This window comes from Streptomyces sp. NPDC001530 (genome assembly GCF_042894545.1).
Lineage (GTDB): Bacteria > Actinomycetota > Actinomycetes > Streptomycetales > Streptomycetaceae > Streptomyces.
This window is the reverse complement of record NZ_JBIAVS010000016.1, coordinates 42,759-68,995: the sequence shown is the minus strand read 5'-3', so window position 1 is coordinate 68,995 and position 26,237 is coordinate 42,759. Positions and strand designations below refer to the sequence as shown.

22 protein-coding genes and 1 pseudogene are annotated in these 26,237 nt (G+C 69.1%); 10 read left to right on the top strand and 13 right to left on the bottom strand.

Annotated features, from left to right (window positions below; genetic code table 11):
* Positions 1-29 precede the first annotated feature (29 nt).
* Positions 30-1,529, top strand: a complete 1,500-nt coding sequence (locus tag ACFY0T_RS31035) for a substrate-binding domain-containing protein (protein WP_388877733.1) — start codon at positions 30-32, stop codon at positions 1,527-1,529.
* Between the two features lie 16 nt (positions 1,530-1,545).
* Positions 1,546-2,133: a hypothetical protein gene (locus tag ACFY0T_RS31030; protein WP_388878218.1), complete on the top strand. Its 588-nt coding sequence runs from the start codon at positions 1,546-1,548 to the stop codon at positions 2,131-2,133.
* A gap of 10 nt (positions 2,134-2,143) precedes the next feature.
* Here the strand turns inward: ACFY0T_RS31030 and ACFY0T_RS31025 are convergent, their stop codons facing one another.
* From ACFY0T_RS31025 to ACFY0T_RS31000, 6 genes are all read right to left on the bottom strand, one after another.
* Entirely contained in the window at positions 2,144-3,301 is a 1,158-nt protein-coding gene (locus tag ACFY0T_RS31025; protein ID WP_388877730.1) for a hypothetical protein, read from the bottom strand.
* Positions 3,298-4,104, bottom strand: coding sequence for a PP2C family serine/threonine-protein phosphatase (locus ACFY0T_RS31020; RefSeq protein WP_388877727.1), 807 nt, complete (start codon positions 4,102-4,104; stop codon positions 3,298-3,300). The genes ACFY0T_RS31025 and ACFY0T_RS31020 overlap by 4 nt, the downstream gene beginning before the upstream one ends.
* A 75-nt stretch (positions 4,105-4,179) precedes the next feature.
* Positions 4,180-4,941 carry a hypothetical protein gene (locus ACFY0T_RS31015; protein ID WP_099499585.1) on the bottom strand — a complete coding sequence of 254 codons (762 nt, stop codon included), beginning with the start codon at positions 4,939-4,941 and terminating at the stop codon, positions 4,180-4,182.
* A 33-nt stretch (positions 4,942-4,974) separates the two neighbouring features.
* Positions 4,975-6,054, bottom strand: a complete 1,080-nt coding sequence (locus ACFY0T_RS31010; protein WP_388877724.1) for a hypothetical protein — start codon at positions 6,052-6,054, stop codon at positions 4,975-4,977.
* Positions 6,055-6,171: 117 nt separating this feature from the next.
* The gene (locus ACFY0T_RS31005) at positions 6,172-6,636 is read right to left on the bottom strand and encodes a hypothetical protein (protein WP_388877721.1); all 465 of its coding nucleotides are present in this window, start codon (positions 6,634-6,636) and stop codon (positions 6,172-6,174) included.
* Positions 6,623-7,609: a serine/threonine-protein kinase gene (locus tag ACFY0T_RS31000; protein WP_388877718.1), complete on the bottom strand. Its 987-nt coding sequence runs from the start codon at positions 7,607-7,609 to the stop codon at positions 6,623-6,625. The genes ACFY0T_RS31005 and ACFY0T_RS31000 overlap by 14 nt, the downstream gene beginning before the upstream one ends.
* A gap of 504 nt (positions 7,610-8,113) precedes the next feature.
* Between ACFY0T_RS31000 and ACFY0T_RS30995 the strand changes: the two genes are divergently transcribed.
* Both ACFY0T_RS30995 and ACFY0T_RS30990 read left to right on the top strand, forming a co-directional pair.
* Positions 8,114-8,737, top strand: a complete 624-nt coding sequence (locus ACFY0T_RS30995) for a tetratricopeptide repeat protein (protein ID WP_388877715.1) — start codon at positions 8,114-8,116, stop codon at positions 8,735-8,737.
* Positions 8,734-10,008: a glycosyltransferase gene (locus tag ACFY0T_RS30990; protein WP_388877712.1), complete on the top strand. Its 1,275-nt coding sequence runs from the start codon at positions 8,734-8,736 to the stop codon at positions 10,006-10,008. Before ACFY0T_RS30995 ends, ACFY0T_RS30990 begins: the two co-directional genes overlap by 4 nt.
* Positions 10,009-10,125: 117 nt before the next feature.
* Here the strand turns inward: ACFY0T_RS30990 and rfbD are convergent, their stop codons facing one another.
* The 3 genes from rfbD to ACFY0T_RS30975 all read right to left on the bottom strand — a co-directional run bounded on the left by rfbD (position 10,126) and on the right by ACFY0T_RS30975 (position 13,032).
* On the bottom strand, positions 10,126-11,043 hold the full coding sequence (gene rfbD, locus ACFY0T_RS30985; RefSeq protein WP_388877710.1) for a dTDP-4-dehydrorhamnose reductase: 918 nt from the start codon (positions 11,041-11,043) through the stop codon (positions 10,126-10,128).
* Entirely contained in the window at positions 11,040-12,014 is a 975-nt protein-coding gene (rfbB, locus tag ACFY0T_RS30980) for a dTDP-glucose 4,6-dehydratase (protein WP_388877707.1), read from the bottom strand. The genes rfbD and rfbB overlap by 4 nt, the downstream gene beginning before the upstream one ends.
* Positions 12,015-12,285: 271 nt before the next feature.
* On the bottom strand, positions 12,286-13,032 hold the full coding sequence (locus tag ACFY0T_RS30975; protein WP_388877706.1) for a hypothetical protein: 747 nt from the start codon (positions 13,030-13,032) through the stop codon (positions 12,286-12,288).
* A gap of 329 nt (positions 13,033-13,361) precedes the next feature.
* Between ACFY0T_RS30975 and ACFY0T_RS30970 the strand changes: the two are divergent.
* A pseudogene (locus ACFY0T_RS30970) lies at positions 13,362-13,535 on the top strand (hypothetical protein); the annotation flags it as partial.
* A gap of 115 nt (positions 13,536-13,650) precedes the next feature.
* Here ACFY0T_RS30970 and ACFY0T_RS30965 read toward each other — a convergent pair.
* Positions 13,651-14,250 carry a dTDP-4-dehydrorhamnose 3,5-epimerase family protein gene (locus ACFY0T_RS30965; protein WP_388877702.1) on the bottom strand — a complete coding sequence of 200 codons (600 nt, stop codon included), beginning with the start codon at positions 14,248-14,250 and terminating at the stop codon, positions 13,651-13,653.
* Positions 14,251-14,563: 313 nt separating this feature from the next.
* Here ACFY0T_RS30965 and ACFY0T_RS30960 point away from each other — a divergent pair, with 313 nt between their 5' ends.
* Positions 14,564-16,021, top strand: a complete 1,458-nt coding sequence (locus ACFY0T_RS30960) for a DUF2079 domain-containing protein (protein WP_388877700.1) — start codon at positions 14,564-14,566, stop codon at positions 16,019-16,021.
* Positions 16,022-16,353: 332 nt separating this feature from the next.
* Here ACFY0T_RS30960 and rfbA read toward each other — a convergent pair whose 3' ends face one another.
* Entirely contained in the window at positions 16,354-17,301 is a 948-nt protein-coding gene (rfbA, locus tag ACFY0T_RS30955) for a glucose-1-phosphate thymidylyltransferase RfbA (RefSeq protein ID WP_388877697.1), read from the bottom strand.
* 293 nt (positions 17,302-17,594) lie between these two features.
* Positions 17,595-19,418 (bottom strand): phosphoenolpyruvate carboxykinase (GTP), encoded by a 1,824-nt coding sequence (locus tag ACFY0T_RS30950; RefSeq protein ID WP_388877696.1) that lies wholly within the window; start codon positions 19,416-19,418, stop codon positions 17,595-17,597.
* Between the two features lie 321 nt (positions 19,419-19,739).
* On the opposite strand from ACFY0T_RS30950, the gene ACFY0T_RS30945 reads away from it, so the two are divergent.
* The 4 genes from ACFY0T_RS30945 to ACFY0T_RS30930 all read left to right on the top strand — a co-directional run bounded on the left by ACFY0T_RS30945 (position 19,740) and on the right by ACFY0T_RS30930 (position 23,809).
* Entirely contained in the window at positions 19,740-20,453 is a 714-nt protein-coding gene (locus ACFY0T_RS30945) for a hemolysin III family protein (RefSeq protein WP_388877693.1), read from the top strand.
* Positions 20,454-20,878: 425 nt separating this feature from the next.
* Entirely contained in the window at positions 20,879-22,366 is a 1,488-nt protein-coding gene (locus ACFY0T_RS30940) for an MFS transporter (protein WP_388878216.1), read from the top strand.
* On the top strand, positions 22,363-23,079 hold the full coding sequence (locus ACFY0T_RS30935) for a TetR/AcrR family transcriptional regulator (protein ID WP_388877690.1): 717 nt from the start codon (positions 22,363-22,365) through the stop codon (positions 23,077-23,079). Before ACFY0T_RS30940 ends, ACFY0T_RS30935 begins: the two co-directional genes overlap by 4 nt.
* A 4-nt stretch (positions 23,080-23,083) precedes the next feature.
* The gene (locus ACFY0T_RS30930) at positions 23,084-23,809 is read left to right on the top strand and encodes a Mut7-C RNAse domain-containing protein (protein WP_388877687.1); all 726 of its coding nucleotides are present in this window, start codon (positions 23,084-23,086) and stop codon (positions 23,807-23,809) included.
* Here ACFY0T_RS30930 and ACFY0T_RS30925 read toward each other — a convergent pair.
* A complete protein-coding gene (locus tag ACFY0T_RS30925; RefSeq protein WP_388877684.1) occupies positions 23,806-26,217 on the bottom strand; it encodes a galactose oxidase-like domain-containing protein in 2,412 nt (803 codons plus the stop codon). The genes ACFY0T_RS30930 and ACFY0T_RS30925 overlap by 4 nt on opposite strands.
* Positions 26,218-26,237: the final 20 nt, after the last annotated feature.

Genomic DNA, 26,237 nt, shown 5'->3' with positions numbered 1-26,237 from the left:
ACGGCGCGGCAGCCGCCCTCGCACTCGCATTGGTGACGGCCGGCTGCACGTCAGCAACAGAAGACCCCGCCCCGGCTGAGAGGGCGGAACCCGGCACCCTCCGCATCCTCGCCTCCAGCGAACTCAGCGACATGAAGCCGGTGTTGGAACAGATCCACAAAGACACCGGCATCGCGGTGAAGCCCACCTACATGGGCACCCTCGCCGCCGTCGACCTGCTCGCGCAGGGCAAGGCGGACGGCGCGTACGACGCACTGTGGCTGTCGTCCAACGACTACCTGCGGCTGCGCCCGGACGCGGCGAAGAAGGTCGTCTCTCAGACGCCGGTCATGTCGAGCCCGGTGGCCATCGGGGTGAAGCCGGCGACCGTGAGCGCGCTGGGCTGGAAGCCGGAGGACGTCACCTGGTCCCAGGTGGAGAAGGCGGTGTCGGACGGGAAGCTGACGTACGGCATGACCGATCCGGCCCGCTCCAACTCCGGCTTCTCCACGCTGATTTCGGTGGCATCCGGCCTCTCCGGCGCCCAGTCCGCGCTCACCGACACGGACGTGGACAAGGCGACGCCGAAGCTGCGGGAGTTCTTCAAGGGGCAGAAGCTGACGTCGGGTTCCTCGGGCTGGCTGGCGACGGCGTACGAGCGTCGCGGCACCGTGGACGCGCTGCTCAACTACGAGTCGGTCCTCAAAGGTGTGAAGGGCCTGACGGTCATCCGGCCGCGCGACGGAGTGGTGACCGCCGACTACCCCCTCACCTCCCTCGCCGCGTCCGGCAAGGACACCCGCGAGACCGTCCGCCGTCTCACCGAAGCCCTGCGCACCCCGGCCGTCCAGCGGCAGATCACGCGGCAGACGCATCGCCGCCCGGTCGTCGCCTCCGTGCCCCCGGCGCCCGGGCTCGACACGAGCCGGCGGCGCGAACTCCCCTTCCCCGGCAGCCGATCCGTCGCCGACCGGCTCCTCGACTCCTACGAGAACAAGCTCCGCAGGCCGTCCAGGACCGTCTACGTCCTGGACACCTCCGGCTCGATGAGCGGCGACCGGCTCTCCCGGCTGAAGAAGGCGCTCACCGATCTGACGGGCGACTTCCGCGACCGCGAGGAGGTGACGCTGATGCCGTTCGGCTCGAGGGTCAAGATCGTCCACACGCATGTGGTGCGGCCCGAGGACCCGAAGGCCGGACTCGACGGCATCCGCGAGGACACCCGCGCGCTCAGCGCCGAGGGCGACACCGCGATCTATACGTCGCTGGAGAAGGCGTACGAGCATCTGGGCGCCGACGACGACACGTTCACGTCGATCGTGCTGATGACGGACGGCGAGAACACGACGGGCGAGAGCCCCGACCACTTCGACGACTTCTATGCCGGACTGCCGGGCGGGCAGCGGGAGATACCCGTCTTCCCGATCCTGTTCGGCGACTCCGACCGCGGCGAGCTCCAGCACATCGCCGACCTGACCGGCGGTCGTCTCTTCGACGCCCGCAAGGGCTCGCTCGACGGCGCCTTCGAGGAGATCCGTGGCTACCAATAAGAAGCACCATGGGTTCCTGAACTACCTGGAGTCCCGCAAGAACCTCACCGGCAGCGCCTGCGGGATCGCGGGCCTCGCGCTGACCTTCACGGGCCTCGCGGGCGCGTACTGGCCCGTCGTCGTCGCGGGCCTGTACGGCGCGGGCGCCCTGATCGCCCCGCCGGAGCGTCCGCCCGTCCCGGACTTCCCGGACCCCTCGGCCCAACTCGACGAGCTGCGCGGGGACTTCGGCAAGCTGCAGGAGTACCTGGGCGGTGTCGAACTGCCGCCCGCCGCGGCCGGCCGCCTCACCGAGCTGACCGAGCTCCTCGCCGCCCTGCTGGACCCCGGCTGGGTCGCCGAGGTGCTCGCCCAGGACCCGGAGGGCGTGCACACCCTGTCCCGTGCCGTACGGCAGGACATCCCCGAGGCCGTCGACACCTTCGTCCGCACGAGGTGGTGGACCCGGCTGACCCCCGGCACCGAACCGCCGGAGCGCCACCTGGAACGTCAACTCACCCTGTTGTACGAGGAGTCGGACCGACTGGCGGCCGCGCTGCGGGAGACCGAGGCGCGGCGGCAGGAGTCGCACACGCGCTATCTGGAGGACCGGGGGCGCTCCTAGCGAGGGCTCATCACTTCGGTATCGCGATGAGCACCAGGATCAGCACCACCACGATCAGCAGGGCGACCTTCAGCGCCTTGGGCCACGCCCCGTCCGTCTTCTGCTCCGGCGGCGCGTCCGGCACCGCCACCGGGACCGGCCCATTGAACACGTCGTGCCCAGTGACCGCCGCCCTCGTGCACCACGGGCAGGACGTCAGATGGGAGCCGTACGTGTGCAGCGGGCGGTTCTGGCAGACCCGTACCAGGGAGCGCTCCTTGTCGAGGGCGCGCAGCCAGGCCTCCGCCGGGGGGCGCGCGGCGGGGGCGTGCACGCCGGGGCCGAAGGCGGCCCGGGCCAGGGTGAGGAGTTCGGGGGGCAGCACGGAGGGGTCGATGGTGCCGCGCGGGATGACGACGAGCTCGGGGCGGACGACGTAGGAGCAGCTGGCGGCGATGTTGTCCTTGACGGTCGACTCGGAGGCGCTGTCGTGTGGGACGCCGCCGAAGGGGTGGTTGCCGGCGGTCAGCAGCTGGTAGACGAGGACGGCGAGGGCGAAGTCGTCGGTGGCGCGGGTGGCGGGGCCGCCGGCCTGGCGCTCGGGGGACGAGTAGTCGGTGGTGTGCATCAGGCAGGGGAAGAGTTCCCCGGTCACCGGGTCGTTGAAGGCGATGGAGTCGCAGTCGAGGAAGGTGACGAAGCCGTTGGCGTCGACGACGACGTTGCTGCTGGAGAAGTCGCCGATGACGAGGTTGTCGTAGTGCATGCGGGCGGTCATGAAGGCGAGGTTCCAGGAGACGCCGAGCAGGAAGCGCCAGTCGGCCCGGTCGGGGAAGAGCTTGAGACGCTGGGCGCGGGTGAACAGGCCGATCAGCTGGACGTGTTGGGGTTCGCCGAAGCGGCGCATGGCGTAGCCGAGGAACTCGCCCTGCGGGCCGCGGGCGAGGGCGGTGGGCCAGGCCAGTTCCGGCGGCTGGGAGACGTCGGTGGGGCGGGCGGCGAGCGGCGACATGGTCAGCATCCGCATAAGCCGCCGCTCCTGTTCGACGCCCGGCGGTTCGCGGTAGAGCTTGACGACGATGCCGTCGTCGCCGACGACCGGGAAGACGGCCGCCTGGCCGCCGCCCTTCAGCGGAAGCTCCGCCAGGGTGACGGGCTTCCCGTCCAGGAACACCGTGAGGCCGCTCATGGCCGCGCCTTGAGGACGGCCCGCAGCAACGTCTTGTCGTCGGCGTTCAGGGCGGTGAGGCGGTCCGACCTGAGCAGCGTCGCGAGGCCCTCGTGGGCGCTGTCGGTCACGGGTCCGGGAGCGTCGAGGGAGCGGAACACGGCGTCGACGAAGGAGGTGTTCGGGGACAGCGCGCCGCCCCCGGAGCGGTTGAGCGCGGCCTGCGCGAGCCCGTCGGTGGACAGCAGCACCCCGTCGACCCCGTCGTCGGACACACAGTCGGTGTGCACCCAGCGGGCCGCGTCCGGCGAGGTGAGGAAGACCGTCTCGTTGCTGTACTCGCTCGCCGCCCTGGCCTGCGGCAGCAGATGGAACTGGCGCTCCCCGTCCTCCGTACCGGCGCGCAGGACGACGAAGCCGTCGCCCACGGTGAGATGGCCCAGCCAGCCCGGGGCGAGCACCACGACGGTGAGCGTGGTCGCGAAGTCCGCGGCGTCGGCCCCGGTCCTCTCCAGGAACATCTTGCTGACGTCGTGGAAGGCGTCTTCGAGCAGCTCGTGCACGGCCTCGCCGGGCTGGCACTCCGCCGCCCCGGCGGCCCGCCGCGCGAAGTGCTCCGCGGCCAGCTCCACCGCGAGCCGCGAGCCCTCCTCGGAGCGCGGCCTGCTGCCCGCGCCGTCCGCGACCGCGAGGACCGCCATGGACGCCGACACCGTGTAGGCGCAGGCGTCCTGGCAGGGCAGTCCCTGGCGGCGGTGGCGGTAGCCCTCGACGCTCATGCCGTGGATCCGCCACGGCGACTCACGCTCGTCGACTCCGGTCATCGGTCAGGATTCCCATCCGGTCGTGAGCCAGGACCCGTATCCGGCCGTGAGACCGGATTCGTACGCGGTCATCGTTCAGGATTCCCAGGCCGGGCGTTGCGTCTTGAACTGGCTGAAGATCTTCTCGAAGACCTCGTCGCCGGCGCCCTTCTGCTCGGCGTTCGCGCTCGCGGACATCATCTGGAGCAGCTCGCGGAACGGGAATCCCTGCAGCCGGGCGTTGAACTTCGGTGCGAAGGCCTGGAGCACCTGTTCGCCCATGTCGGTGATGCCGCCGACCCCGATCGCGTACAGCCGGAAGCGGCGGGCGCGCTGCTCGTCGGCGAGGACGGGGATCAACCGGTGCCAGGAGTCGGTGAGATGGCCCGTGCCGTCGGTCGGCAGACCGTCGGTGACCAGGCAGATCTGCGGCCGGTAGTACTGGAGTCCGGAGGCGCGCAGCTCGGCCTTGCGGGCCGCGACGATGTGCATCGACAGCTCCAGCGCCTCCGTCATGAGGGTCACCCCGGCGGCGGTGAGCTGCGGCGGCCGGAACGTGTGCGCGGGCACGAAGGGGCTCACCGGGGCGCGCGGCGCGAGGAGTTGGGGTCCGCGCCAGGCGGCGACGCCCTGGCCGCCGAAGGTGACCACGGCGACCTCGACGCTGTAGCTGAGACTGACGTCGTCGTGCAGTTCCCGGGTCCACTCCATGAGCGCGTTGTTGAGCGTCTGGATGGGCTGTCCCGCCATCGAACTCGACGTGTCGAGACAGAGCACCAGCGGCAGCCGCTGCGCGTTGTTCTCGAACTCGATGTCGGCGTACTCCGCCGGCAGCGTGGGCGGGTATTCGCTGTGCATGGCTTCTCCTGGTGTCGCTGCGCAGTGCGATGGCTATCTGTGACCGGGGCCCTTGGCGTGCCGTCCGGTGGTCGGCGGGAACGCGTACAGGACGTCGGAGTCCCGCTCCCGCGCGTCGGTGACGTCGACGAGTCCGCCGGGGGCGGGCGGCGGCCGCCCGGGCTCGGCCCACACCGCCCGGTACAGCACACGGTCCAGCTCGACATAGCCCTGTGGGTGCAGTTCGGTGCGGACGACGGCGGACCTGGCGGGGCCCGGCACGTTCCCGACCCGCCGTCCGTACTTGGGCGTCGGCGTGACCCTCAGGCGGGTGGTGGTCTCGTCGGGCGTACGGGTGTGCGCGGTGGCGGCGACCGGTACGGCACCGACGCCCGGTGCGACGAGGGCGCGGCGGGACAGGGTGCCCACCGCCTGGGAGGACCTGCGGATCAGGAACAGCAGGACGGCGAGCAGGAGGACGAGCAGGGCGCACAGGACGGCGAGGATCTTTGTGGTGGTGTCCCAGCCCGAGCCGTTTTTGCCGTCGTCGTCTGGCGGAGGTGACGTGGAATGTGGGGCGGAGGGGCCCTTGGATTCGGGTACCACGCCGTCGGCGATGGCGTACGCGTGCTGCTTGGAGAGGTCGGTCGCCTGGTGCTGGGCGATCAGGTCGTGGCCGTTCAGCGGGCCCTTGGCGAGCTGGGCACACAGGTCCCTGGGGTTCTTGGAGTTCTTGGGGTCGCAGACCGGGAGGCTCGCCAGTTCGCTCACGGCCTCGGGCGTCAACTGGTCGACTGTGGCGTCCGGATCGACGAGACGGGCGCCGGGTTTCGCCAGCAGGAGGAGCGCGGTTCCGCCCGCTCCGGTGTGCCCGCCCTTCGGTACCTCGACCACGAGCTTGGCGCGTTCGCGCCACAGCGTCTGCTCGACGTCCTTGCGCTCCTTCGCACTGCCGTCGAACAGCACCGCGTCGTCCAGAGTGACCCGGACGGTCCCCTGGCCGATCCACTGGGACCAGCACTGGAGGCGCTCCTTGAAGTCCTTGCCGCACACCTCGCCGGCCGACGCCGCCCCCGCGGGAACCAGCACGGCCAGCACTCCGAAAAGCACGGTGAAGTAAAGCGAACGCCGCATGGACAACCCCCCGTGGCCTGAAAGGCACACCCCCGTGGCCTTGAAAGGCACTCGCCCATAGTGAGGGCAACCGGCGTGCGCCCGGAAGGGGTTTGGGGCACACGACGGCTTTCACTTCTACAACTTGAAAACCTGATGGCAGCGGGTGAACATCTGTCGCGCCCGTTCCACCCAATCACTGGCCAAAGCATCGAAATCCGCTTGCGTCATCCGGCAGGTCAGCGGGAGATCGCAGACCCCGGCGAGACAGGGCCGCGGCCCTCGTACGTCCCACACGGACAACATGGGGTTCAACTGTTCGGTATTCCATGCGTTCGACGCCGCCGCGGCGACGGCCAGTTGATCCTGGCGCAGATAATGACCGTCGGTGGCAAAAGCGACAAGAAGCCGTTTGGTGGTCATGAATCTCACCGTGACCATCCGTCCCGTTTCCTTGAGATCGAATTGCATGGACACGGAAACGGCGTCGGTCACGGTGTGGTAATTCCGCCGGGCCACCCAGCTCTGCACCAACTGCCGCCAGTGCGTGCCGATTTCGAGGATCTCGTGGCCCCTGCCGGGAAGGGAGTCAGGCGTCGCCACGGCCCACCGCCTCGGCGACCATCGCGTCGGTCAGTCCGGCGTCCAGCAGCGCCTGGGCGTGCAGCAGCAGACAGGAGGGCACGGACACGCTAGTCCCCTCCTTGCGGCGGCTGGCCAGCTCATGGGTGCGCACCTTGATGCTGTGGGCCACGGTGGGCGGCGGCCAGGACGTCGACTTCGGCGTCTGCTCCAGCAATTCGGCGAGGAGTTCGCCCAATGGGGGCCGGTCCTCGGGCCGCTTGGCCAGACAGTGCGCGATCAGCTCCCGCATGGACGCGGGTACGCCGTCGAGTTCGGGCTCGGCGAGGACGACCCGGTAGCGCACCGCCTCTCCGCTGCCGTGCGGCGGGCGCCCGGTCAGCGCGTACACCAGTACCCCGCCGAGGGAGAAGACGTCGCTGGGCGGGCCGACCGGCGCTCCCTTGATCTGCTCGGGCGACATGAAGGGCGGGGTGCCGACGACGACGCCGACCTGGGTGAGGCCGGGCGCTCCGTCGACGCGGGAAATCCCGAAGTCGATGACACGGGGCCCGTCGGAGGCGAGGAGCACGTTCCCCGGCTTCAGGTCCCGGTGCACCACGTGGGCGGCGTGGATGGCCTGGAGCGCCTCGACCAGGCCCGCGCCGAGCCGCCGGACCTGCGGTTCGGGCAGCGGGCCGTCCGTGCGGACGGCCTCGGCGAGCGAAGGGCCGGGCACGTACATCGTGGCCAGCCAGGGCAGTTCGGCCTCGGTGTCGGCGTCGATCACGGCCGCGGTGTACGCGCCGCTCACCACCCGCGCGGCCGCGACCTCGCGGGCGAAGCGCTCCCGGAACTCGCCCTCCGCCGCGAGTTCGGGCCGCACCACCTTCACCGCGACCTCGCGCCCGGCGGGCGAACGGCCGAGATACACCCACCCCATCCCGCCGGAGCCCAGCCGCCCCACGATGCGGTACGGGCCGATCTTCATGGGGTCACTGACAGGTGTGCGCACCCCGCTCACCTCATTTCGGGGTTCGTTCCGGGGTTCGTTGCAGGATGTCCCCGAGTGTGCCGCGAATTCCCGGTCGGGGCACAGGTGATGCCGGAAATGGACACCGGGACTACGTTCGACGCGGTTCGGTACGCGGTGGGCGTCCGCCGCGAGGCATCGGCCCGCGCGGGGCGCGGTCCAGGCGCCACAGCAACACACGCCACACGTCCGCTCGTTCAGCGCGCCGGGCCGCTCGCCGCCGACGTCGCATGACGTCAAGGCAGCCGCCCTCATCGGCGTGAGCGCCGCGATGATGGCCTATCAGAGGATGAAGGGTGCATTCGGGTGGTCTGCAAATCCCAAGCGCCTGCCGCACAGCAGCTCATCAGGACGGCCTCGTAACGTCGGCGGAGATGACGGTGGTTCGGATTCCGGTACCGCTGGCAACGCCACGGTCTTTCGCTATCGGCCACCTGAGATCAGCCGCATCCATCCGTCCCTCACTATTCCACGAGATGTGACCAAGTGAAACGTACGACATTGTGGGCAGGGCTCGCCGGAACCGCGGCGGTTGCCACCGGGGTGACCGTCTGGGCGTTTCAGTCTCCGTCAGCCGCACCCTCGGAGTCCAAGCCCGCGTCAGTGGCCCGGAAGGCCCAGCAGGCCAATGAGCTTTTGCAGACCGGCATTCGGCAGCAGGAGCAGCAAGACCCCAATGGGGCGGCCCATACCTACAACAAGGTGCTGGAACTGGACCCACGCAACACCTTCGCCTGGTACAACCTGGGGGTTATCGCACAGCAGGCGGGCAGGACGGCCGATGCCCGAGCGGCCTACGACAAGGCACTGAAGATCGATCCGAAATTCACGTCGGCTCTCTACAACGAGGCGATTCTGCTGAGGCGCAGCGAGCCCGACCGGGCCATCGAAGTCCTGCAGCGTGCCATTGCCGTCAACCCGAAGGCGGACACAGCCGCCCGTCTGGAACTCGGACAGATCCTGGCGGAAAGGGACCGTGACGACGAGGCCGAGGAGCAGTTCCGTCGCGTTGTCGCGGTCAATCCCTCGCTGCTTGCCAACGTACCGGAGCAGTTCCGGGATTCCGTCAGCCCCTCCCCGACATCGAGCCAAGCAGGGAGCACCAGATGACGTCGACCGCGACTCCGAGGTTCTCTGTCTTCACCCCCAGCCACCAGCCCCGTTTTCTCGATGAGTGCCTGGCGACCTTGCAGGCGCAGACCTGTTCGGACTGGGAGTGGATCGTCCTGCTCAACAACGGCGCCCGGTGGCGGCCGGAGCGCCCCGACGAGAGGGTCCGTGTGGAGATCGCGGACGAGCTCCGCGGCGTCGGCGCGGCCAAGCGCAGGGCTTGCGAACTGGCGCGCGGCGAGATCCTCGTGGAACTCGACCACGACGATCTCCTGGCCAAGGCCTGCCTGGCGGAGCTCGGCAAGGCGTTCGACGCACATCCCGAGGCCGTCTTCGTCTACAGCAACACCGCGCAGATCACCGAGGACGGGAAGCGGGACGAGAGCCGTTTCGACGAGACGTGCGGCTGGCAGTACGAGGAGGTGAACGTCGACGGCCGCAAGCTGCTGCAAGTCATCTCCCTGGCGCCGACGCCGCACAACGTCTCCTACATCTGGTACGCGCCCAACCATGTGCGCGCGTTCCGCAAGGAGAGCTACGAGAAGGCCGGCGGGTACGACGCCTCGCGTACCGTCCTGGACGACCAGGACCTGATGTGCCGTCTCTTCCACGTCGGCGACTTCCACCACATCAACCGCTGCCTGTACCTCCAGCGGGTGCACTCCGCGAACACCCAGAGCGACCCGGAGATCAACGGGCACATCCAGCGCGAGACCGTCGCCCTCTACGACAAGTACATCGAGGCCAACGCCCTCGCCTGGACCCAGCGGCGCGGACTGCTCGCGCTGGACCTCGGCGCGGCCCGCCGGAAGCCGCCCGGCTACGTGGGCGTGGACCAGCACCCGGAAGAGGGCGTCGACATCGTCGCGACCCTGCCCGGGCAGCTGGACCTGCCCGACGACTCGGTCGGCCTGGTACGGGCGGTGGAATTCTTCGAGCACGTGCCCGCGAAGGTGCCGCTGATCAACGAGCTGTACCGGCTGCTGGCGCCCGGCGGCATGCTCCTCGTCCTGACGCCCAGCTCCGACGGCCGCGGCGCGCACCAGAACCCGACGCACGTCGCCCACTACAACGAGAACTCCTTCTGGTACTACACAGACGACCGGTACCGCGCCTTCGTGCCCACGATCGAGGCCAAGTTCCAGTCATCGCGGCTGGTCACCTACTTCCCGACCGAGTGGCACTCCCAGAACGACATCTCGTACGTGGTCGCCAACCTCATCGCGATGAAGGAGGGCGCCGCGCGGTGCGGCGGACCGCTGCTGGTGTAGGACCTGTACGCAGAAGGCGCCCGGCGGAACTGTCACGTTCCGCCGGGCGCTTCCCGCGTTCGCCGGGTGGCTCGTGCTTTCCGGGCCTCTCTCGTCCCGGTCGTGACCTTGGCTTCCTCAGGTCAGCAGGCGTCCGCCGCTCGTGCGCGCCGCGGCGGCCAGAGCGGCGAAGGCGGGCGCCTTCAAGGCCGCGGTCAGCTGGTCGTCCCAGCGCGGCAGTGACGCGAGGCCGGCCCGCAGCCAGTTGCCATGACCGAGTACGCCGAACGCCGGGCGGGCGGCTGGACGCGGGAACTTGGCCGAGTCGACCGGGCGGATGCGCTCAGGATCGAGACCGCTGAGACGGAAGGTCTCACGCGCCAGGCCGCACCACGTGGTGTGGGCGGCCGCCGTGCCGTGATAGATGCCCGCCGGTGCCCGACCGGCCAGGGCGGCACGGCCGAGGGCCGCCAGCTGCCGGGCGAGCGCACGGGACCAGGTGGGCTGGCCGTGCTGATCGTCCACCACATCCAGGGTCTCGCGCCGGGCGGCCAGTTCGAGCATGGTGGCCACGAAGTTGGGGCCGTGCGCGCCGTAGAGCCAGGCGGTGCGCACGATGTAGCCGGCGCTCGGCAGCAGTTCGGCGACGGCACGCTCCCCTGCCAGTTTGCTCCGTCCGTACGCGTTGACGGGTCCCGTCGGTGCGTCTTCGGGGTACGGCCGACGGGCGTCGCCCGGGAACACGTAGTCGGTGGAGATGTGCAGCAGAAGGGCGCCGCTGTCCGCGCAGGCGCGTGCGAGGTGGCGGACGCCGGTGCCGTTCACGGCGGTGGCCGCAGCCTCCGCCCGCTCGGCGCCGTCGACGTCCGTCCAGGCGGCACAGTTGACGACCACCCGGTGCCCGGTGACGGCCGCGCGCACGGCCGTCGGGTCGGTGATGTCGAGCTGGTCACGGCTCAGCCCCGTCACCGCGGCGTTCGGATCGGCGGCCAGCTCGGCCAGCACGTCCTGGCCGAGGAGCCCACGTGCACCGGTCACCAGCCAGGTCGTGGTCATCGCAGCTCGGCCCTCCCCTTCAGCGGCTCCCACCAGGAGCGGTGTTCGCCGTACCAGGCGACCGTGGCGGCCAGGCCCTCCGTGAAGGACACCTGCGGGGCGTAGCCGAGGTGCTCGCGGATCTTGCTGTCGTCCAGCGAGTAGCGCAGGTCGTGGCCCTTGCGGTCGGCCACGTACTCGACCCGGTCCCAGCCCGCGCCGACCGCGTCCAGCAGCAGGCCGGTGAGCTTGTGGTTGCTCAACTCGGTGCCGCCGCCGATGTGATAGATCTCGCCCGCCCTGCCGCCGTGCAGGACCAGGTCGATGCCCTGGCAGTGGTCAAAGACGTGCACCCAGTCGCGGATGTTGCGGCCGTCTCCGTACAGGGGGACCGTCTTCCCGTCGATCAGGTTGGTGATGAAGAGCGGGATGGCCTTCTCGGGGAACTGGTACGGGCCGTAGTTGTTGGAGCACCGGGTGACCACGACGTCCAGACCGTGGGTGCGGTGGTAGGCGAGCGCGAGCAGGTCGGAGCCTGCCTTCGAGGCGGAGTACGGGGAGTTCGGCGCCAGCGGCCATCCCTCGGTCCACGAGCCTTCGCTGATCGAGCCGTACACCTCGTCGGTGGACACGTGGACGAAGCGGCCGACGCCGTGCCGGTGGGCCGCGTCCAGGAGCACCTGCGTGCCCATCACATTGGTGCGGACGAAGGGGCCGGCCCCGTCGATCGACCGGTCCACGTGCGACTCGGCGGCGAAATGCACCACCGCGTCCTGGCCCGCCATCACCTGGTCGACCACGTCCGGGTCACAGATGTCGCCCCGGACGAAGGTGTAGCCCGGATGTTCCGCCACCGGTGCCAGATTGGCCTCGACCCCCGAATAGGTGAGTTTGTCGAGGACGGTGATCCGCGCTGTCGGATCCGAGTCAAGCCGCCGACGGACGTATTCCGAACCGATGAATCCAGCGCCGCCGGTCACAAGGATGCGCATATTTCTCCGAGTTTTCTTGCTGCCCGGCGTTCAGCACCGGGGGTGCCTGGTCACCCAGTATCTGCACCACTACGCTACTCAGGGCTGCGGCATCTCCCTGGCAGGCAGGACCGATTCACGCCGGTGTTGTCGATGACGAGCCGGCGCATTCCTCGATTCCGCGGGCGCGGGCGGAATGCGGACGGTGCCCGCGAGACCGAAGCCTCGGGGCACCGTCGTTCATTCCCAGGTAAAGCGGACGGCCTGTACGGCACCGCCGCTTACATGGGATTTACGGAACCGGGCTGCAGACCACGTAGGCCTGGATGGTGCCAGTGGTCGGGAAGGCGCCGGCGGCCTGCCATCCGTCGTTCGGGCTGCTCTTGAGCGGGATGTTCCTAATCGTCATGGAGACGACGTTGGGGGGCCCCTCAAGGTATCCGCCGCCGGTGACGACATCGTTGCTGTCGAGGCAGAAGGCTTCCGACGAGACCTGGGTCCCGCCGCCCAGCCCGGCAACCACGGGGCCGGTACGAACGTAGGTGGAAATCGAGCCCACGCCCGATGCACCCTGGGCACCCTGCGCGCCCTGCGCACCCTGCGCGCCCTGCGCACCCTGCGCGCCCTGCGCACCCTGCGCGCCCTGAGCACCCTGCGGTCCCTGCACGCCTACGCCCTGAGCACCCTGCGCGCCCTGAGCACCCTGCGCGCCCTGAGCACCCTGCGCGCCCTGTGCACCCTGCGCGCCCTGCGGGCCGCGAGCACCCTGGGCACCCTGCGGGCCCTGGAAGCCCCGCGGGCCGCGAGGACCCTGCGGACCCTGGGGGCCCCGCTTGCCCTCCTTGCCCTCCTTGCCGCGCGGCCCCTGCGGCCCACGGTCACCACCACCACCGGCACTCTTGACGCCGTTCGGGCCGGGAAGCCCCACGCTGGCGTCGGCGCCGGACCGGTGGATCGCGTCGGCGATGGCCGTCGTGCACGGGACGACGTTGAGCGCTACAGCAAGCGCGCTCGCCGACACCAGAGTGGCGGTCTTCACGCGGGAACTTCGGATCGTTCTACGGCTCACCAGAGAACCTTTCTCACGAACTTGGAGTGACCACATCGCAAGCGCGCGCACTCGGTGCGCTTTATCCGCTAGCGTGTCGCGTCGCCTACGGCTACGGACAGAGCCATTCTTCACTCTCCGCGATTGAATGATCGCGCGTTGCTCCGTGTCGCAAACGAGGATCACCCGTGCGGCCTCAATGGCAGACGATCCAGCACGGCCGGGACGAGAACGGCTGAATTCTCCGCGATTTCCTCGCAGTTGCTTTTACGGGGCCGAGAGGTGCCGATTCCGGCGGAGTACTGACTTTTCAAAGCGCGATGTCGTGGAGGCTGACAGTTGGCGATTCGGGCGTCCGGGCGTTTCGGGAGCAACGGCGGATGGTGGCGGCCGAGCGGTTCGCGCGAGGCGACGATGCGACCGTCGTCGCCCGTGACCTGCGGGTCACCGTCCGCTCGGTGCAGCGCCGGCGGAGGGCGCCGACGGATGGCGGCCCGAAGGGTCTGCCCTCCTATGCGCCCGACCTCGACCCGCTCCGCGGTGGCCGCGTGGCTGCGGGCGGCGGGCAGCCCCGCCGCAAGGGCGGGACTCTGCCGAGGGGCGGCCCTCTCAGGCGCTGCTCACGAGACTTCTGCGATAGGCACTGCAGTCCTCGAAGGAGGGCAGCAGACCTTGCCGCCCGGCTTCCTCAAGTGTGGGCGCCGCGGCGTCCTTGTCGGAAAGGCGCGGTGCGAGGTCCTCGGGCCAGGCAATGGCCAACGTGGGGTCGAGCGGGTTGATCCCGTGCTCGCGCTGCGGCGCGTATCCCTGCGAGCACAGATAGACGACCGTGGAGTTGTCTTCCAGCGCCATGAAGGCGTGTCCCAGCCCTTCCGAGAGATAGACGCAGCGGTGCGTCGTGTCATCGAGCTGAACCGCCTCCCACTTCCCGAAACTCGGGGAGCCTGTGCGGATGTCGACCACCACGTCGAGGACGGCGCCGGCGACGCACGTGACGTACTTGGCCTGGCCCGGCGGGACCGACGCATAGTGGATACCGCGGAGAGTGCCGCGAACGGAGCGGGAGCAGTTGGCCTGCTCGAGTCGGAGCCCCTGGCCGAGGGAATCGTGGAACCTGTCGCTCTTGAACCACTCATGGAATCGGCCCCTGCTGTCCGTGAACACCTTGGGTGTGTCCACCCAGGCCCCTTCGATGCCAAGTGGTCTCACGTGATTGCTTCCTTCCACCGCGCAGGTCTCCTTGCCGATTACTACGTCCGTGTCTTCGGGACATCCGCCGTGGGACTTTAGGCCGTACGGCACGTCCGCCTCAGCACGCAGGACACGCGCAGTCACGCCTCCCGGGGGTGCGGCCATTCGGTGGATTCTGACCACACGAGAGTTTGGCCGAGGTCGAATACCGCACGCTGCTGGCATCTTGATGGCCGCCACTCTCGGATTCCTGAAGGGGCTCTCGATGCAGACATCGCCCACCAAAAGCGCAACGGTCCCGACGCAACAACCGCCCTTGCAGAAAGAGGCGATGGCCGACCCACCGCACAAGGGCCGCTTCGACGGCACATGGTGGATCTGGGCCATGGCGGGAGCACTGTTCGTGATGTACGCGGCGGTGTCGCTCCGTCTCCACCAACGGATGCTCTCCAGCAGCTATGACCTGGGAATCTTCGAACAGGTCGTCCGCTCGTACGCGGAAGGGCACTTGCCGGTCTCCGAAGTGAAGGGACAGGACTTTCCCGTCCTTGGGGATCACTTCTCCCCGATCCTGGCACTCGTGGCGCCTTTCTACTGGGTGTGGCGAGGAGCGGAAACGCTCCTCGTCGTGCAGGCCGCGCTCCTCGCCGTGAGCGTCGTCCCGCTGGCTCTTTGGGCGCGCCGAACCCTGGGTGGCCCGGCCGGCGCGGTGATCGGGGCCTGCTACGGGCTCTCCTGGGGAATCGCGAGTGCGGTCGGCTACGACTTCCACGAAGTGGCCTTCGCTGTTCCGCTCCTGGCGTGCTCGCTGGCCGCTCTCGGGAATGACCGGCTGACCGCCGCGGCGTGCTGGGCTCTGCCCCTGCTGTTCGTGAAGGAAGACCTCGGACTCACGGTTCTCGTCATCGGTCTCGTCATCGCCCGGCGGGGCGAGCGCGGGCTCGGAATGTTCACGGCTACGGCCGGCCTCTGCGGGTCGGTGCTGGCGCTGTTCGTGATTCTGCCGGCCTTCAACCCGAGTGGGTCCTTCGCCTATTGGTCCCTGGTCGAGGGCGGTTCTGGAGCACCTGGCGTCGCCGGTGGCGGTCCAGGCGGTCTGCTGGATCTGCTCCACCGGGGCACGATCGGTCTCGTCACCCCCCAGACCAAGGTGACGACACTCCTCCTCGTACTGGCTCCCACCGTGTTCCTGGCGATGCGGTCCCCGCTGCTGTGGGTCGGCCTGCCGACTCTGGTGTGGCGCTTCACGTCGAGCAACTTCCTGCACTGGGGGACCGGCTACCACTACTCGCTCGTCCTGATGCCGATCGTCTTCGCGGCCTTCATCGACGCCCTGGTGCGACGTGGGACGAGCGGGCGCAGTCTGCGCCGTTACCTCGCGGGCTCCGCCGCGATCACCCTCATGACCTTTCCGAACTTTGCTCTGTTCCAACTGACCCAGCCGGACACCTGGCGGACTGACCCTCGCGTCGCCGTCGCCCATCGTCTGATGGACAAGATCCCCGACGGCGCCACGGTCCAGGTGTCCAACGAGCTGGCACCCCAGCTCATCAACCGTACGAGCGTCGGCGTCTACGGCTCGCAGGACGGCCGCCCCGACCCTCAGTGGATCATGGTGGACACATGGGTGCCGGACAACGCACGAGGGTGGCCCGGCGAGCCGCTGAGCGTTGAAGCAGAAAAGTGGCGGTTGGCGGACGATCGCCATGCGGGGTACGACCTGGTGGCAGATCGGGACGGCTTCGTGCTGCTGCACCGCCGGGAGGCGATGCCGCACCACCGGAGCTGATCGGGCATCAAAGCCATTCGGCAGAGCGCCTGTCTGGACCGGGTCTCCGAAGTGCCGACGGTAGCCGCCGTCCACCCACACCTTGCGCAGGGTGGGATGGGCGGCGGCGACCTGATCGCCCCTATGAACGCGGGCGGCCGAGTCCTGCACGTCGGCTGCGGTGACCGGCACCGCCGGCAGCACGCCGGTGAGCTCGGTCCGCCGTCGTGGGCGAGGGCGCTCGTCGGATGGCGGCGGGTACGAACACGACGTCCTTCGACCATTTCGCGAAGTACCCGCACACGGTCTCCGCCGGCGGGAAGTCGTGCGGCAGACAGCGTCAAGAGCCGCCGTTACACAGGAGCGACGCCCGGCCCTGTTCGCAGCAGTTCTTCGCTACGCGATCCGCTGCCTCTTTGGGGCATGACGACGTATCGGGAGTCCTCCAGCAGCCCCAGCAGATAGTCGCCGTATCCGCTCTTGAGCAGCGGCTGGGCCAGCTGCCGGAGCCGGTGGTCGTCGATCAGGCCGGCCCGCCAGACCGCCTCCTCGACGCAGCCGACCTTGAAGCCCTGGCGCTCCTCGATCACCCGGACGAACTCCGAAGCCTGCACCATGGAGTTGAAGGTTCCGGTGTCAAGCCACGCGGTGCCCCGGTCGAGCCGGGTGACGTGCAGCGCCCCGGCTTCCAGATAGACGCGGTTGAGGTCGGTGATCTCCAACTCGCCCCTGGCGCTGGGCCGTAGGTCGCGGGCGATGTCCACGACGTGGTTGTCGTAGAAGTACAGTCCGGGCACGGCATATCGGGACCTGGGCCGGGCCGGTTTCTCCTCGAGGGACAGTGCTTGGCCCAGTTCGTCGAACTCCACCACGCCGTAGGCCGAGGGGTTGGCGACCTGATAGGCGAATACCCTGCCGCCCTTCAGATCGTCGTGGCGGGCCAGCCGTGTGCCAAGGCCGCTGCCGTGGAAGATGTTGTCGCCCAGAATCAGGGCGACCGGCTCATCCTCGATGAACTCGGCTCCTAGCACGAAAGCCTGAGCAATGCCCTCCGGGCGCTCCTGTGCCATGTATTCCAGCCGCAGGCCCAGTTGGGTGCCGTCGCCGAGCAGCCGACGGAATTGGGGCTGGTCTTCGGGCGTGGTGATGATCAGGATTTCCCGGACGCCGGCCATCACCAGTGTGGAAAGCGGGTAATAGACCATGGGCTTGTCGAAGACCGGCAGCAGTTGCTTCGACACCGAGCGGGTCAACGGCCAAAGTCGCGAGCCGGTGCCCCCGGCCAACAGAATTCCGCGCATGACGTCACCATAGGCGAATTACCCATGAATGCGGCTTTTTCGCACCGTTCATGGCGCGCGTTGGGGCAGGCCCGATGCGGATCACGCGAAGCCGCCGACGCCGACCGCATCGTGCCGTATTCGACAACAGGCCCGGTGCTCGCACCGTACGTCGTTGTACGGTGCGAGCACCGGGCCTGTTCGTGATGTCGTCGCCGCGGCCGGCCCTGGCGACGTCGCAGGTCAGGGCAAGTCGGGCCGGCCGCGGGGCTTATTCGTGGGCGTCAGCCATGAGGCCTCGGCCCGTGCGGGGCTCAGCCCAGGCGCTGCACCAGCGCGCGGTACTCGTCCCACAGCTCCTTCGGGGTGTGCTCGCCGAAGGTGTTGAGGTGCTCGGGAACCAGCGAGGCCTCCTCGCGCCACACGTCCTTGTCGACGGTGAGCAGGAAGTCGAGGTCCGACTCGGACAGTTCGAGACCGTTGGTGTCGAGGGCCTCCTTGGTCGGCAGGATGCCGATCGGGGTCTCGACGCCCTCGGCCTTGCCCTCCAGCCGCTCCACGATCCACTTCAGGACGCGGCTGTTCTCACCGAAGCCCGGCCACACGAACGCGCCCTCGTCGTTCTTGCGGAACCAGTTCACGTAGTAGATCTTCGGGAGCTTCGACTGGTCCTTGTCCTTGGCGACGTCGACCCAGTGGCCCATGTAGTCGCCCATGTTGTAGCCGCAGAACGGCAGCATGGCGAAGGGGTCGCGGCGCAGCTCGCCGACCTTGCCCTCGGCGGCTGCGGTCTTCTCGGAGGCGACGTTCGCGCCGAGGAAGACGCCGTGGTTCCAGTCGAAGGACTCGGTCACCAGCGGAACCGCGCTGGCGCGACGGCCGCCGAAGAGGATCGCCGAGATCGGCACGCCCTTGGGGTCCTCCCACTCGGGCGCGATGATCGGGCACTGCGAGGCGGGGACGGTGAAGCGGGCATTGGGGTGGGCGGCCGGGGTGCCGGACTCCGGCGTCCAGTCGTTGCCCTTCCAGTCGATCAGGTGGGCCGGAGTCTCCTCCGTCATGCCCTCCCACCAGATGTCGTTGTCGTCGGTCAGCGCGACGTTCGTGAAGACGGAGTTGCCCCACAGCGTCTTCATGGCGTTGGCGTTGGTGTGCTCGCCGGTGCCGGGTGCGACGCCGAAGAAACCGGCCTCGGGGTTGATCGCGTACAGCCGGCCGTCCTCGCCGAACCGCATCCACGCGATGTCGTCACCGATCGTCTCGACCGTCCAGCCGGAGATCGTGGGCTCCAGCATCGCGAGGTTCGTCTTGCCGCAGGCGCTCGGGAAGGCGGCGGCGACGTACTTGGACTTGCCCTGCGGCGGGGTCAGCTTGAGGATCAGCATGTGCTCGGCGAGCCAGCCCTCGTCGCGCGCCATGACGGAGGCGATGCGCAGGGCGTAGCACTTCTTGCCGAGCAGCGCGTTGCCGCCGTAGCCCGAGCCGTAGGACCAGATCTCGCGGGTCTCGGGGAAGTGCGAGATGTACTTCGTGGAGTTGCACGGCCACGGCACGTCCGCCTCGCCCTTGGCCAGCGGCGCTCCGAGCGTGTGCACAGCACGCACGAAGAAGCCGTCGGAGCCGAGCTCGTCGAGGACCGGCTGTCCCATGCGCGTCATCGTCCGCATGGACACCGCGACGTAGGCGGAGTCGGTGATCTCGACACCTATCGCGGAGAGGTCCGAGCCGAGCGGGCCCATGCAGAACGGGACGACGTACATCGTCCGGCCCTTCATCGAGCCACGGAAGATCCCCTGCTCGCCGGCGAAGATCTCGCGCATCTCGGCGGGGGCCTTCCAGTGGTTGGTCGGGCCCGCGTCCTCTTCCTTCTCGGAGCAGATGAACGTCCGGTCCTCGACCCGCGCGACATCGGTCGGGTCGGAGGCGGCGTAGTACGAGTTGGGGCGCTTGATCGGATCGAGCTTCTTGAAGGTGCCCTTGCGGACGAGCTCCTCGCTCAGTCGGTCGTATTCGGCCTCGGATCCGTCACACCAGACCACGCTGTCCGGCTGGGTCAGTTCAGCGATCTCGTTGACCCACGAGATCAGTTCCGTGTGGTTGGTGGGAACGACGCTGGGAGCCGCGATGTCGCGCGCCACGATTGCTCCTAAATGAGGGGTTTTGTTGTTGTGCCCCGTGGGGGCTGCGACCCGGATGCTTCAGGTGATCGACCTCTGGCGCTCATCCGGTGCCGACCGCACTCATATGATCATCCGACTGAACCGCCCATATGTCCAGAGGACGTCACACGTGAGCGGAGTGAGCATCACCACTCGCCGGAGGGTTTCCTTCCGCACATCCCGGGTTCACCCCGGGTCCGCCTCGCGAGCCCCGGCACCCCGTGAGACCATGGCCACTATTGGCGGTTCATTACGCCGGAGTGATACGTAACTTACGGTTCCGTAGGTACGATTCGGCGCATGACTGCGCCCGTCCCCGACGCGCCCACGGACTCACCGGCCGCCGGCCACGGTCCCCTCGCGCCCGCCCAGCCGCATCCGGTCAAGCCCAAACTCCGCGGCTGGCTGCACCTCGGTATGTTTCCGGCCGTACTCATCTCAGGCCTGATACTGACCGCCCTCGCGGACTCGCCCCGCGGCCGCATCGCCTGTGGGATCTACGTCCTGACGGCCTGCCTGCTGTTCGGTGTGAGCGCGCTCTACCACCGGGGCAACTGGGGCCCGCGCATGGACGGCGTACTGCGCAGACTCGACCACGCGAACATCTTCCTGATCATCGCCGGCACGTACACGCCGCTGACGATGCTGCTGCTGCCGGGCGCCAAGGGGCAGTGGCTCCTGTGGGGCATCTGGGGAGCCGCGGCGGCCGGCATCGTCTTCCGCGTGTTCTGGGTCGGCGCCCCGCGCTGGCTCTACACCCCCTGTTACATCGCGATGGGCTGGGCGGCCGTCTTCTTCCTCCCGGACTTCATGCGCACGGGCGGGATCGCCGTCCTCGTGCTGGTGATCGTCGGAGGGCTGCTCTACAGCGCGGGTGGCGTGATCTACGGGATCAAGCGCCCCAACCCGTCACCGCGCTGGTTCGGCTTCCACGAGGTCTTCCACTCCTTCACCCTCGCGGCGTTCGTCGTGCACTACGTCGGGATCTCGCTGGTGGCCTATCAGCACGGCTGATCTGCGACCCGGCGCCCCGCCGGGTCTTTCCGACCGGCTCCCCCTCAGTGGCCGTGGCTTCGAAGCCACGGCCACTTCGCATGTCAGGACGGCGACGCCGACCGCCACGATCCCCAGGACGGCGACAGCGCCGCCGATGAGATAGCCGCCCACGCAGAGCAGCGCGGCCAGCAGCATCAGCGCCTTCATCGCGACCGTCTTCACTCCGACCTCACCTCCCCACACCACGGTGCGTGAATCACCCCCACCTCAGAGTGACATGCCGCACTGACAATGAACCCTTCCCCACAAAATGACGGTCGCCATGGATTGACAGCATCAATCTTTTGAGAGCTACTCTCATTTCATGCAGACTCTCACTCAGGACGGTGCCGAACGGCGCGACTCCCGGCCGCTGGTGGGCCCTCGGGGCCCTGGTCGCGAGCATGCTCGTGCTCGGTTTCGACATGACGATCCTCAATGTGGCCCTGCCGACGATGGCCCGTGACCTGGGCGCGTCCACCGGCGAGCAGCAGTGGATGGCGGACGCGTACGTCGTCGTCTTCGCCTCGCTGATGCTCCCGGCGGGCCTGCTCGGCGACCGCTTCGGACGACGCCGGATGCTCATCGCCGGGCTCGGCATCTTCCTGGCCGGCTCCCTGGTCGGCGCCCTCGTCGACGACGTCACCCCGTTGATCGTCGCCCGTGCCCTGATGGGTGTCGGCGGCGCGCTCGTGATGCCGCTCGCGATGGCCGTGCTGCCCTCGCTGTTCGGACCCGACGAGCGCACCAAGGCCGTCGGCGCGGTCTCCGCCGCCTCCGCGCTCGGCCTGCCGCTCGGCCCGATCGTCGGCGGCTGGCTGCTCGACCACTTCTGGTGGGGCTCGGTCTTCCTGGTCAACGTCCCGATGGCCGCGATCGGCATCGCCGCCTGCGTCTTCCTGCTTCCCGAGACCCGCGACCCGGCCTCCCCCAAGGTCGACGCCCTCTCCACGGCGCTCACCGCGGCCGGTCTCAGCATCCTGATCTACGCGATCATCGAGGCCCCGAACCGCGGCTGGGGCGACCCGCTGGTCCTCGGCTTCTTCGCGGCGTCCGTGATCCTCCTCGCGCTCCTCGTGATGCGCGAACGCCGCAGCGCCCGCCCGATGCTGGACCTCTCCCTCCTCGCCCAGCGCGGCTTCCTGCTCAACACGCTCGCCGCGACCCTCGTGATGTTCGTGCTGTCCGGGCTGATGTTCGTGCTGCCGCAGTATCTGCAGGCGGTGCTCGGGCACGACGCGTTCGCCACCGGGGTGCGGATGCTGCCGATGATGGGCGGACTGCTGATCGCCGCGAAGGGCGCGCAGCCACTGCTGGCGAAGTTCGGCGCGCGGGCGGTCATCAGCGCGGGTCTCGTCGCCCTCGCCTTCGCCGCGATCCTCGGCAGCCGAACCTCCGTCGACGACGGCTATGGCTTCACCGCCCTGTGGCTGTCCATCGCCGGGCTCGGCTTCGGCTTCGCTGTGGTCCCCGCGATGTCCGCCGCCCTCGGTACGCTGCCCCGCGACCGGGCCGGCAGCGGCTCCGGGCTCCTGATGACGGTGCGCCAGGTGGGCAGCGCGATCGGCATCGCCCTGCTGGGCTCGCTGCTCGCGAGCGCGTACAGCGACCGGCTCGATACCTCCGGTCTGCCGCACGCGGCCGCGGACGTCGCCGGGGACTCCGTGGTCGGCGCCCATGTGGTCGCGGCCCGGCTCGGAGACCGCGCGCTCGCCGCCTCCGCGGACGCCTCGTACATTCACGGCATGGACCTGGTCCTGCTGGTCAGCGGTATCGCCGCGCTGGTCACCGCCCTGTTGGCGGCGGCGCTGCTGCCGAATCCCAAGGAGGCCGCCCCCGCCTCCGAGAAGGACACCGACATGGCCCCGGCGTCCGTGGATGCCGGACAATGAGCACCATGGCCGCCACCGCACACAGCTCCACCGCCGCGGGGCCCCAGCCGGGGCTCCGCGAGCGGAAGAAGATGAAGACCCGGATCGCGATCCGCGACGCGACGTACCGACTGATCCAGGAGCAGGGGTACGACGCGACGACCATCGAGCAGATCGCGGAGGCGGCCGAGGTCTCCCCGTCCACGGTGTTCCGCTACTTCCCGACCAAGGAGGACATCGTCCTCACGGACGAGTACGACCCGCTCCTGGAGGAAGAGCTGCGGGCGCGGCCCGCGGACGAGCCGTGGTTCGACTCGCTGCGGTACGTGCTGCGGAAGGCCGTCACCGTCGGGAACACCGAGGAGCCCGAGGTGACCCGGCTGCGGACGCGGCTGATGGTCGAGGTCCCCGCGGTGCGCTCCCGGATGATGGAGAGCATGTCGGTCACCGGCCGCCTGCTGTGCCGGGCCATCGGGGAGCGCGTCGGCCGCGACCCGGACAGTCTCGAGGTGCGCGTCTTCGCGATGTCGCTGATCGGCGGGCTGATGGAGGTCTCGCTGTACTGGGCCGAGGGCGGCCACCAGGAGGACTTCGCCGACATCGCCGACCGCGCCGTGGACGTCCTGGAGCACGGGCTGACCCCCCTGGCCCGAACCCCGGCCGACCCCCAGGCGCGGTCCGCGCCCGCCCCCGGAAACCCGGAGGCCAGGCACGCCCCCCGCATGACATCCTGACCAAGTGAACGGACCGGAGATCCACGTCGAATTCGCCCTCGCACTGGGCGTGTTCGTCCCGCACGGACGCCGCACCGGCGCCACGCAGGTCGGCACCGACGGCTCCTCCACGCTCGGCCATGTCATCGAGTCGCTCGGCGTCCCGCTGACCGAGGTCGGCGCCCTGGTCGTCGACGGCCGCGAGGTGCCGTTCTCGCACATCCCGGCGGCCGGCGAGCACGTGGAGGTACGGGCGGTCGAGCGCCCGCAGCAGGTCCCCGGCGCCCCGCTCCGCTTCCTCCTCGACGTCCACCTCGGCACGCTCGCGCGCCGCCTGCGCCTGCTCGGCGTCGACACGGCGTACGAGTCCACGGACATCGGCGACCCGGCCCTCGCCGCCCGTTCGGCGGCCGAGCGGCGCGTCATGCTCAGCCGCGACCGCGGTCTGCTGCGCCGCCGCGAGCTGTGGGCGGGCGCCTTCGTCTACAGCACCCGGCCCGACGACCAACTCCGTGACGTACTGGGCCGGTTCGCGCCCGAGCTGAAGCCCTGGACGCGCTGCACGGCCTGCAATGGCCTGCTCAAGGAGGCCACCAAGGCGCAGCTGGTGGACCAGTTGGAGGGCGGCACCCAGCGGTCGTACGACGTCTTCGCGCAGTGCGAGGAGTGCGGGCGCGCCTACTGGAAGGGCGCGCACCACGACCGCCTGGTGGCCATCGTGGAGCGCGCCCTCGCGGAGTTCGGGAGCTAACGCCGCTTCAGATCCGCCTTCCCGCAGGCGAGCCCGTCCTTGTTCGGGTCGAGCCCCAGCGGATCGTCCTTGCCGTTGACCTTCAGCCGCCCGTAGTCGTTCTTCTTCAGCCACGCGCAGCGGGAGGCCGTCGTCTTCTTCACGCCGTCCGGGAAGACGGTCGGTACGCAGACGTTGATCGTCCCGTAGTGCCGGTCGCAGCCGGAGATCGTCGTGCTGACCTTCTGCGACGTGCGCTTCTTGCCCGCCTTCGTGACCGTCCCCTCCAGGGAGTCGGCGAAGGAGTGGACGTGTGCCGAGGCGGTGTCCGCGGCGAGCGCGGACGGGCCCTGGAGGTGCACCCACTTGGCGACCGACGGGACACCGTTGGCGTCGACCGCGAAGAGCATGTACCAGCCGGGCGGCGCCAGGTTGGGGTTGCTCGTCACGTTCAGGTCGACGTTGTTGCCGTCCACGCTCAGCGGCAGGTCCACGAAGCGCTGGTTCGGGTCGGACGAGTGCGTCACCGCGGCGGGCCGGATCAGCTCCGCCTTCACGATGGGCCGGTCGACCGTGATGCGCTGCGTGTCGCCGTACACCCATTCGTTGTCGATCACCGAGGTGATCGTCGGGCGGGTGCCCTTGAGCAGGTAGGGCGGGGTGTAGATCGACACGTTGTGGTTCCAGGTGCCGTTGCCCGGGTTGTCGCCGGTGGCCATCACACGGCCGTCGGGCAGCAGGAACGCGGAGGAGTGGTAGCCGCGGGCCTCCGGGTCGGCTGCCACCAGGTCGAAGGTCGTGGTCGCCGGGTCGAAGATCGACGCCTCGTAGACGGGGTTGGCGCGGTTGTGCAGGCCGCCCCCCGTCTCCAGGACCTTGCCGTCGGGCAGCAGGACGGCGGAGACGTACATCTTGCCCTGGTTGCCGGTCTCGGCCACCTTGCCGTTGCCCAGGTCCACCGTGCCCTGCGGGATCTGCGGGCCGACGGTGTACGCCGGGTTGGCGGCCTTGAGGTCGATGATGTCGGTCAGCCGGTTGGCGTCCGGATTGGAGTCGATGTTGCCGCCGCCGATCGTCAGGACCTTCTGGTCCTGGGCCGGGGGCAGCAGCACGCTCGCGGACTGGTCGCGTTCGTCCTTGTTCTGGAGCCCGGAGACCGCGGTCGTCGTGTTGGCGTCGTAGTCGTAGATCGCCGAGCCCGTGCCCGGGGTGCCGTTGCCGAAGACATGGCTGCCCGAGTAGAAGAGCCGCCCGTCCTGCATCAGGATCATCGACGGGTACAGGCCCCAGAACGACCAGGTCTGATTGACCTGCCACAGCGGCAGCCACTTCTGCTCCGCGGCCGACCAGCGCTCCGCGGTCACCGAACCCGACGAGTCCTCGCGCAGACCGCCGAAGGAGATGATGTCGCCGTTGCCGAGCTCGGTGGCCGACGGATACCAGTGGCCGTCGTTCAGGTCATTGGTCTTGCTGTACGTCTCGGTGACCGGGTCGAAGATGTACGAGTCCTTGTAGCCCTCGTAGCCGTGCCCGCCCGCGACCGGGAACGCCTTGTTGCCGCTCATCACCAGCACGCGCCCGTCGGCCAGCTGGACGTGCCCCGCGCAGAACATGTCCTTGGGCGTGGGGATCGTCTTGTACGTGCCCTTCGCCGGGTCGTAGACCGCGCTGGTGAACGTGCCCGCGTTGAACTGCTCCTCGCTGTTGCCGGAGCCCGCGATCAGCAGCACCTTGCCGTTGTTGAGGACGACGGAGTGCATGGAGCGGACCGGGTTCTGCGTGGGCAGCACCGTCCACTTGCCGTTGGCGCACTCCTCGGCCGTGCCCGTGCAGGTGGCCGGCGGGATCGGGTCGGAGACCTGTTCCATCGTGTAGTCGTCGGTGGTCGCGGAGCCCGTGCCGTACACCGAGACGCCCCAGGTGATGCGGTCGGTGCCCGCCGGGACCGCGGGGGTGCGGACCGAGGCCTGGGTCCAGCTGCTCGCCATGTCGAGCGTCTTGAGGTCGGTCCAGTACTGCCAGCCCGCCGTCGTGTCGTGCCGGAAGAGCGTGAGGGCGGCGTCGGGCGTCGTCGTCTTGTACCAGAGCCCGAGGTCGTACTGCTTGCCCGCGGTGACCACCGGCGCGCAGGTGGTGTCCTCGGTGATCAGGGCCTTGCGGTCGCCGTTGACCCGGCGGGTCAGCGAGACCTTCATGGCCTTGGTGCCGGAGTGGGAGTCGGCGACGGTCGCGAAGCTGAAGTCGTTGTCGCCCCAGCCGGACTTCTCCCAGCAGTACGGCATGCCGTCCGTGCCGTCGGTCTCGAAGCCCGGGTTCTTGACGAGATTGGCGGCGGACGCGGGCTGCGGCGAGATCAGCAGCAGCCCGGCGGCGAGGCTCGCCACGGCCAGTAGTGAGGTTCTCCGACGTGGTCTTGCCCGGTATGTCATGCGGCTCTCCTTGCTGTGCG

Bases quoted from the DNA above. Each gene is read 5' to 3' on its own strand.
- ACFY0T_RS31025 (WP_388877730.1), bottom strand. From the start codon at position 3,301: ATGAGCGGCCTCACGGTGTTCCTGGACGGGAAGCCCGTCACCCTGGCG.
- ACFY0T_RS31020 (WP_388877727.1), bottom strand. From the start codon at position 4,104: ATGACCGGAGTCGACGAGCGTGAGTCGCCGTGGCGGATCCACGGCATG.
- ACFY0T_RS31015 (WP_099499585.1), bottom strand. From the start codon at position 4,941: ATGCACAGCGAATACCCGCCCACGCTGCCGGCGGAGTACGCCGACATC.
- ACFY0T_RS31010 (WP_388877724.1), bottom strand. From the start codon at position 6,054: ATGCGGCGTTCGCTTTACTTCACCGTGCTTTTCGGAGTGCTGGCCGTG.
- ACFY0T_RS30990 (WP_388877712.1), top strand. From the start codon at position 8,734: ATGACGTCGACCGCGACTCCGAGGTTCTCTGTCTTCACCCCCAGCCAC.
- rfbD (WP_388877710.1), bottom strand. From the start codon at position 11,043: ATGACCACGACCTGGCTGGTGACCGGTGCACGTGGGCTCCTCGGCCAG.
- rfbB (WP_388877707.1), bottom strand. From the start codon at position 12,014: ATGCGCATCCTTGTGACCGGCGGCGCTGGATTCATCGGTTCGGAATAC.
- ACFY0T_RS30960 (WP_388877700.1), top strand. From the start codon at position 14,564: ATGGCCGACCCACCGCACAAGGGCCGCTTCGACGGCACATGGTGGATC.
- rfbA (WP_388877697.1), bottom strand. From the start codon at position 17,301: ATGCGCGGAATTCTGTTGGCCGGGGGCACCGGCTCGCGACTTTGGCCG.
- ACFY0T_RS30945 (WP_388877693.1), top strand. From the start codon at position 19,740: ATGACTGCGCCCGTCCCCGACGCGCCCACGGACTCACCGGCCGCCGGC.
- ACFY0T_RS30940 (WP_388878216.1), top strand. From the start codon at position 20,879: ATGCTCGTGCTCGGTTTCGACATGACGATCCTCAATGTGGCCCTGCCG.
- ACFY0T_RS30935 (WP_388877690.1), top strand. From the start codon at position 22,363: ATGAGCACCATGGCCGCCACCGCACACAGCTCCACCGCCGCGGGGCCC.
- ACFY0T_RS30925 (WP_388877684.1), bottom strand. From the start codon at position 26,217: ATGACATACCGGGCAAGACCACGTCGGAGAACCTCACTACTGGCCGTG.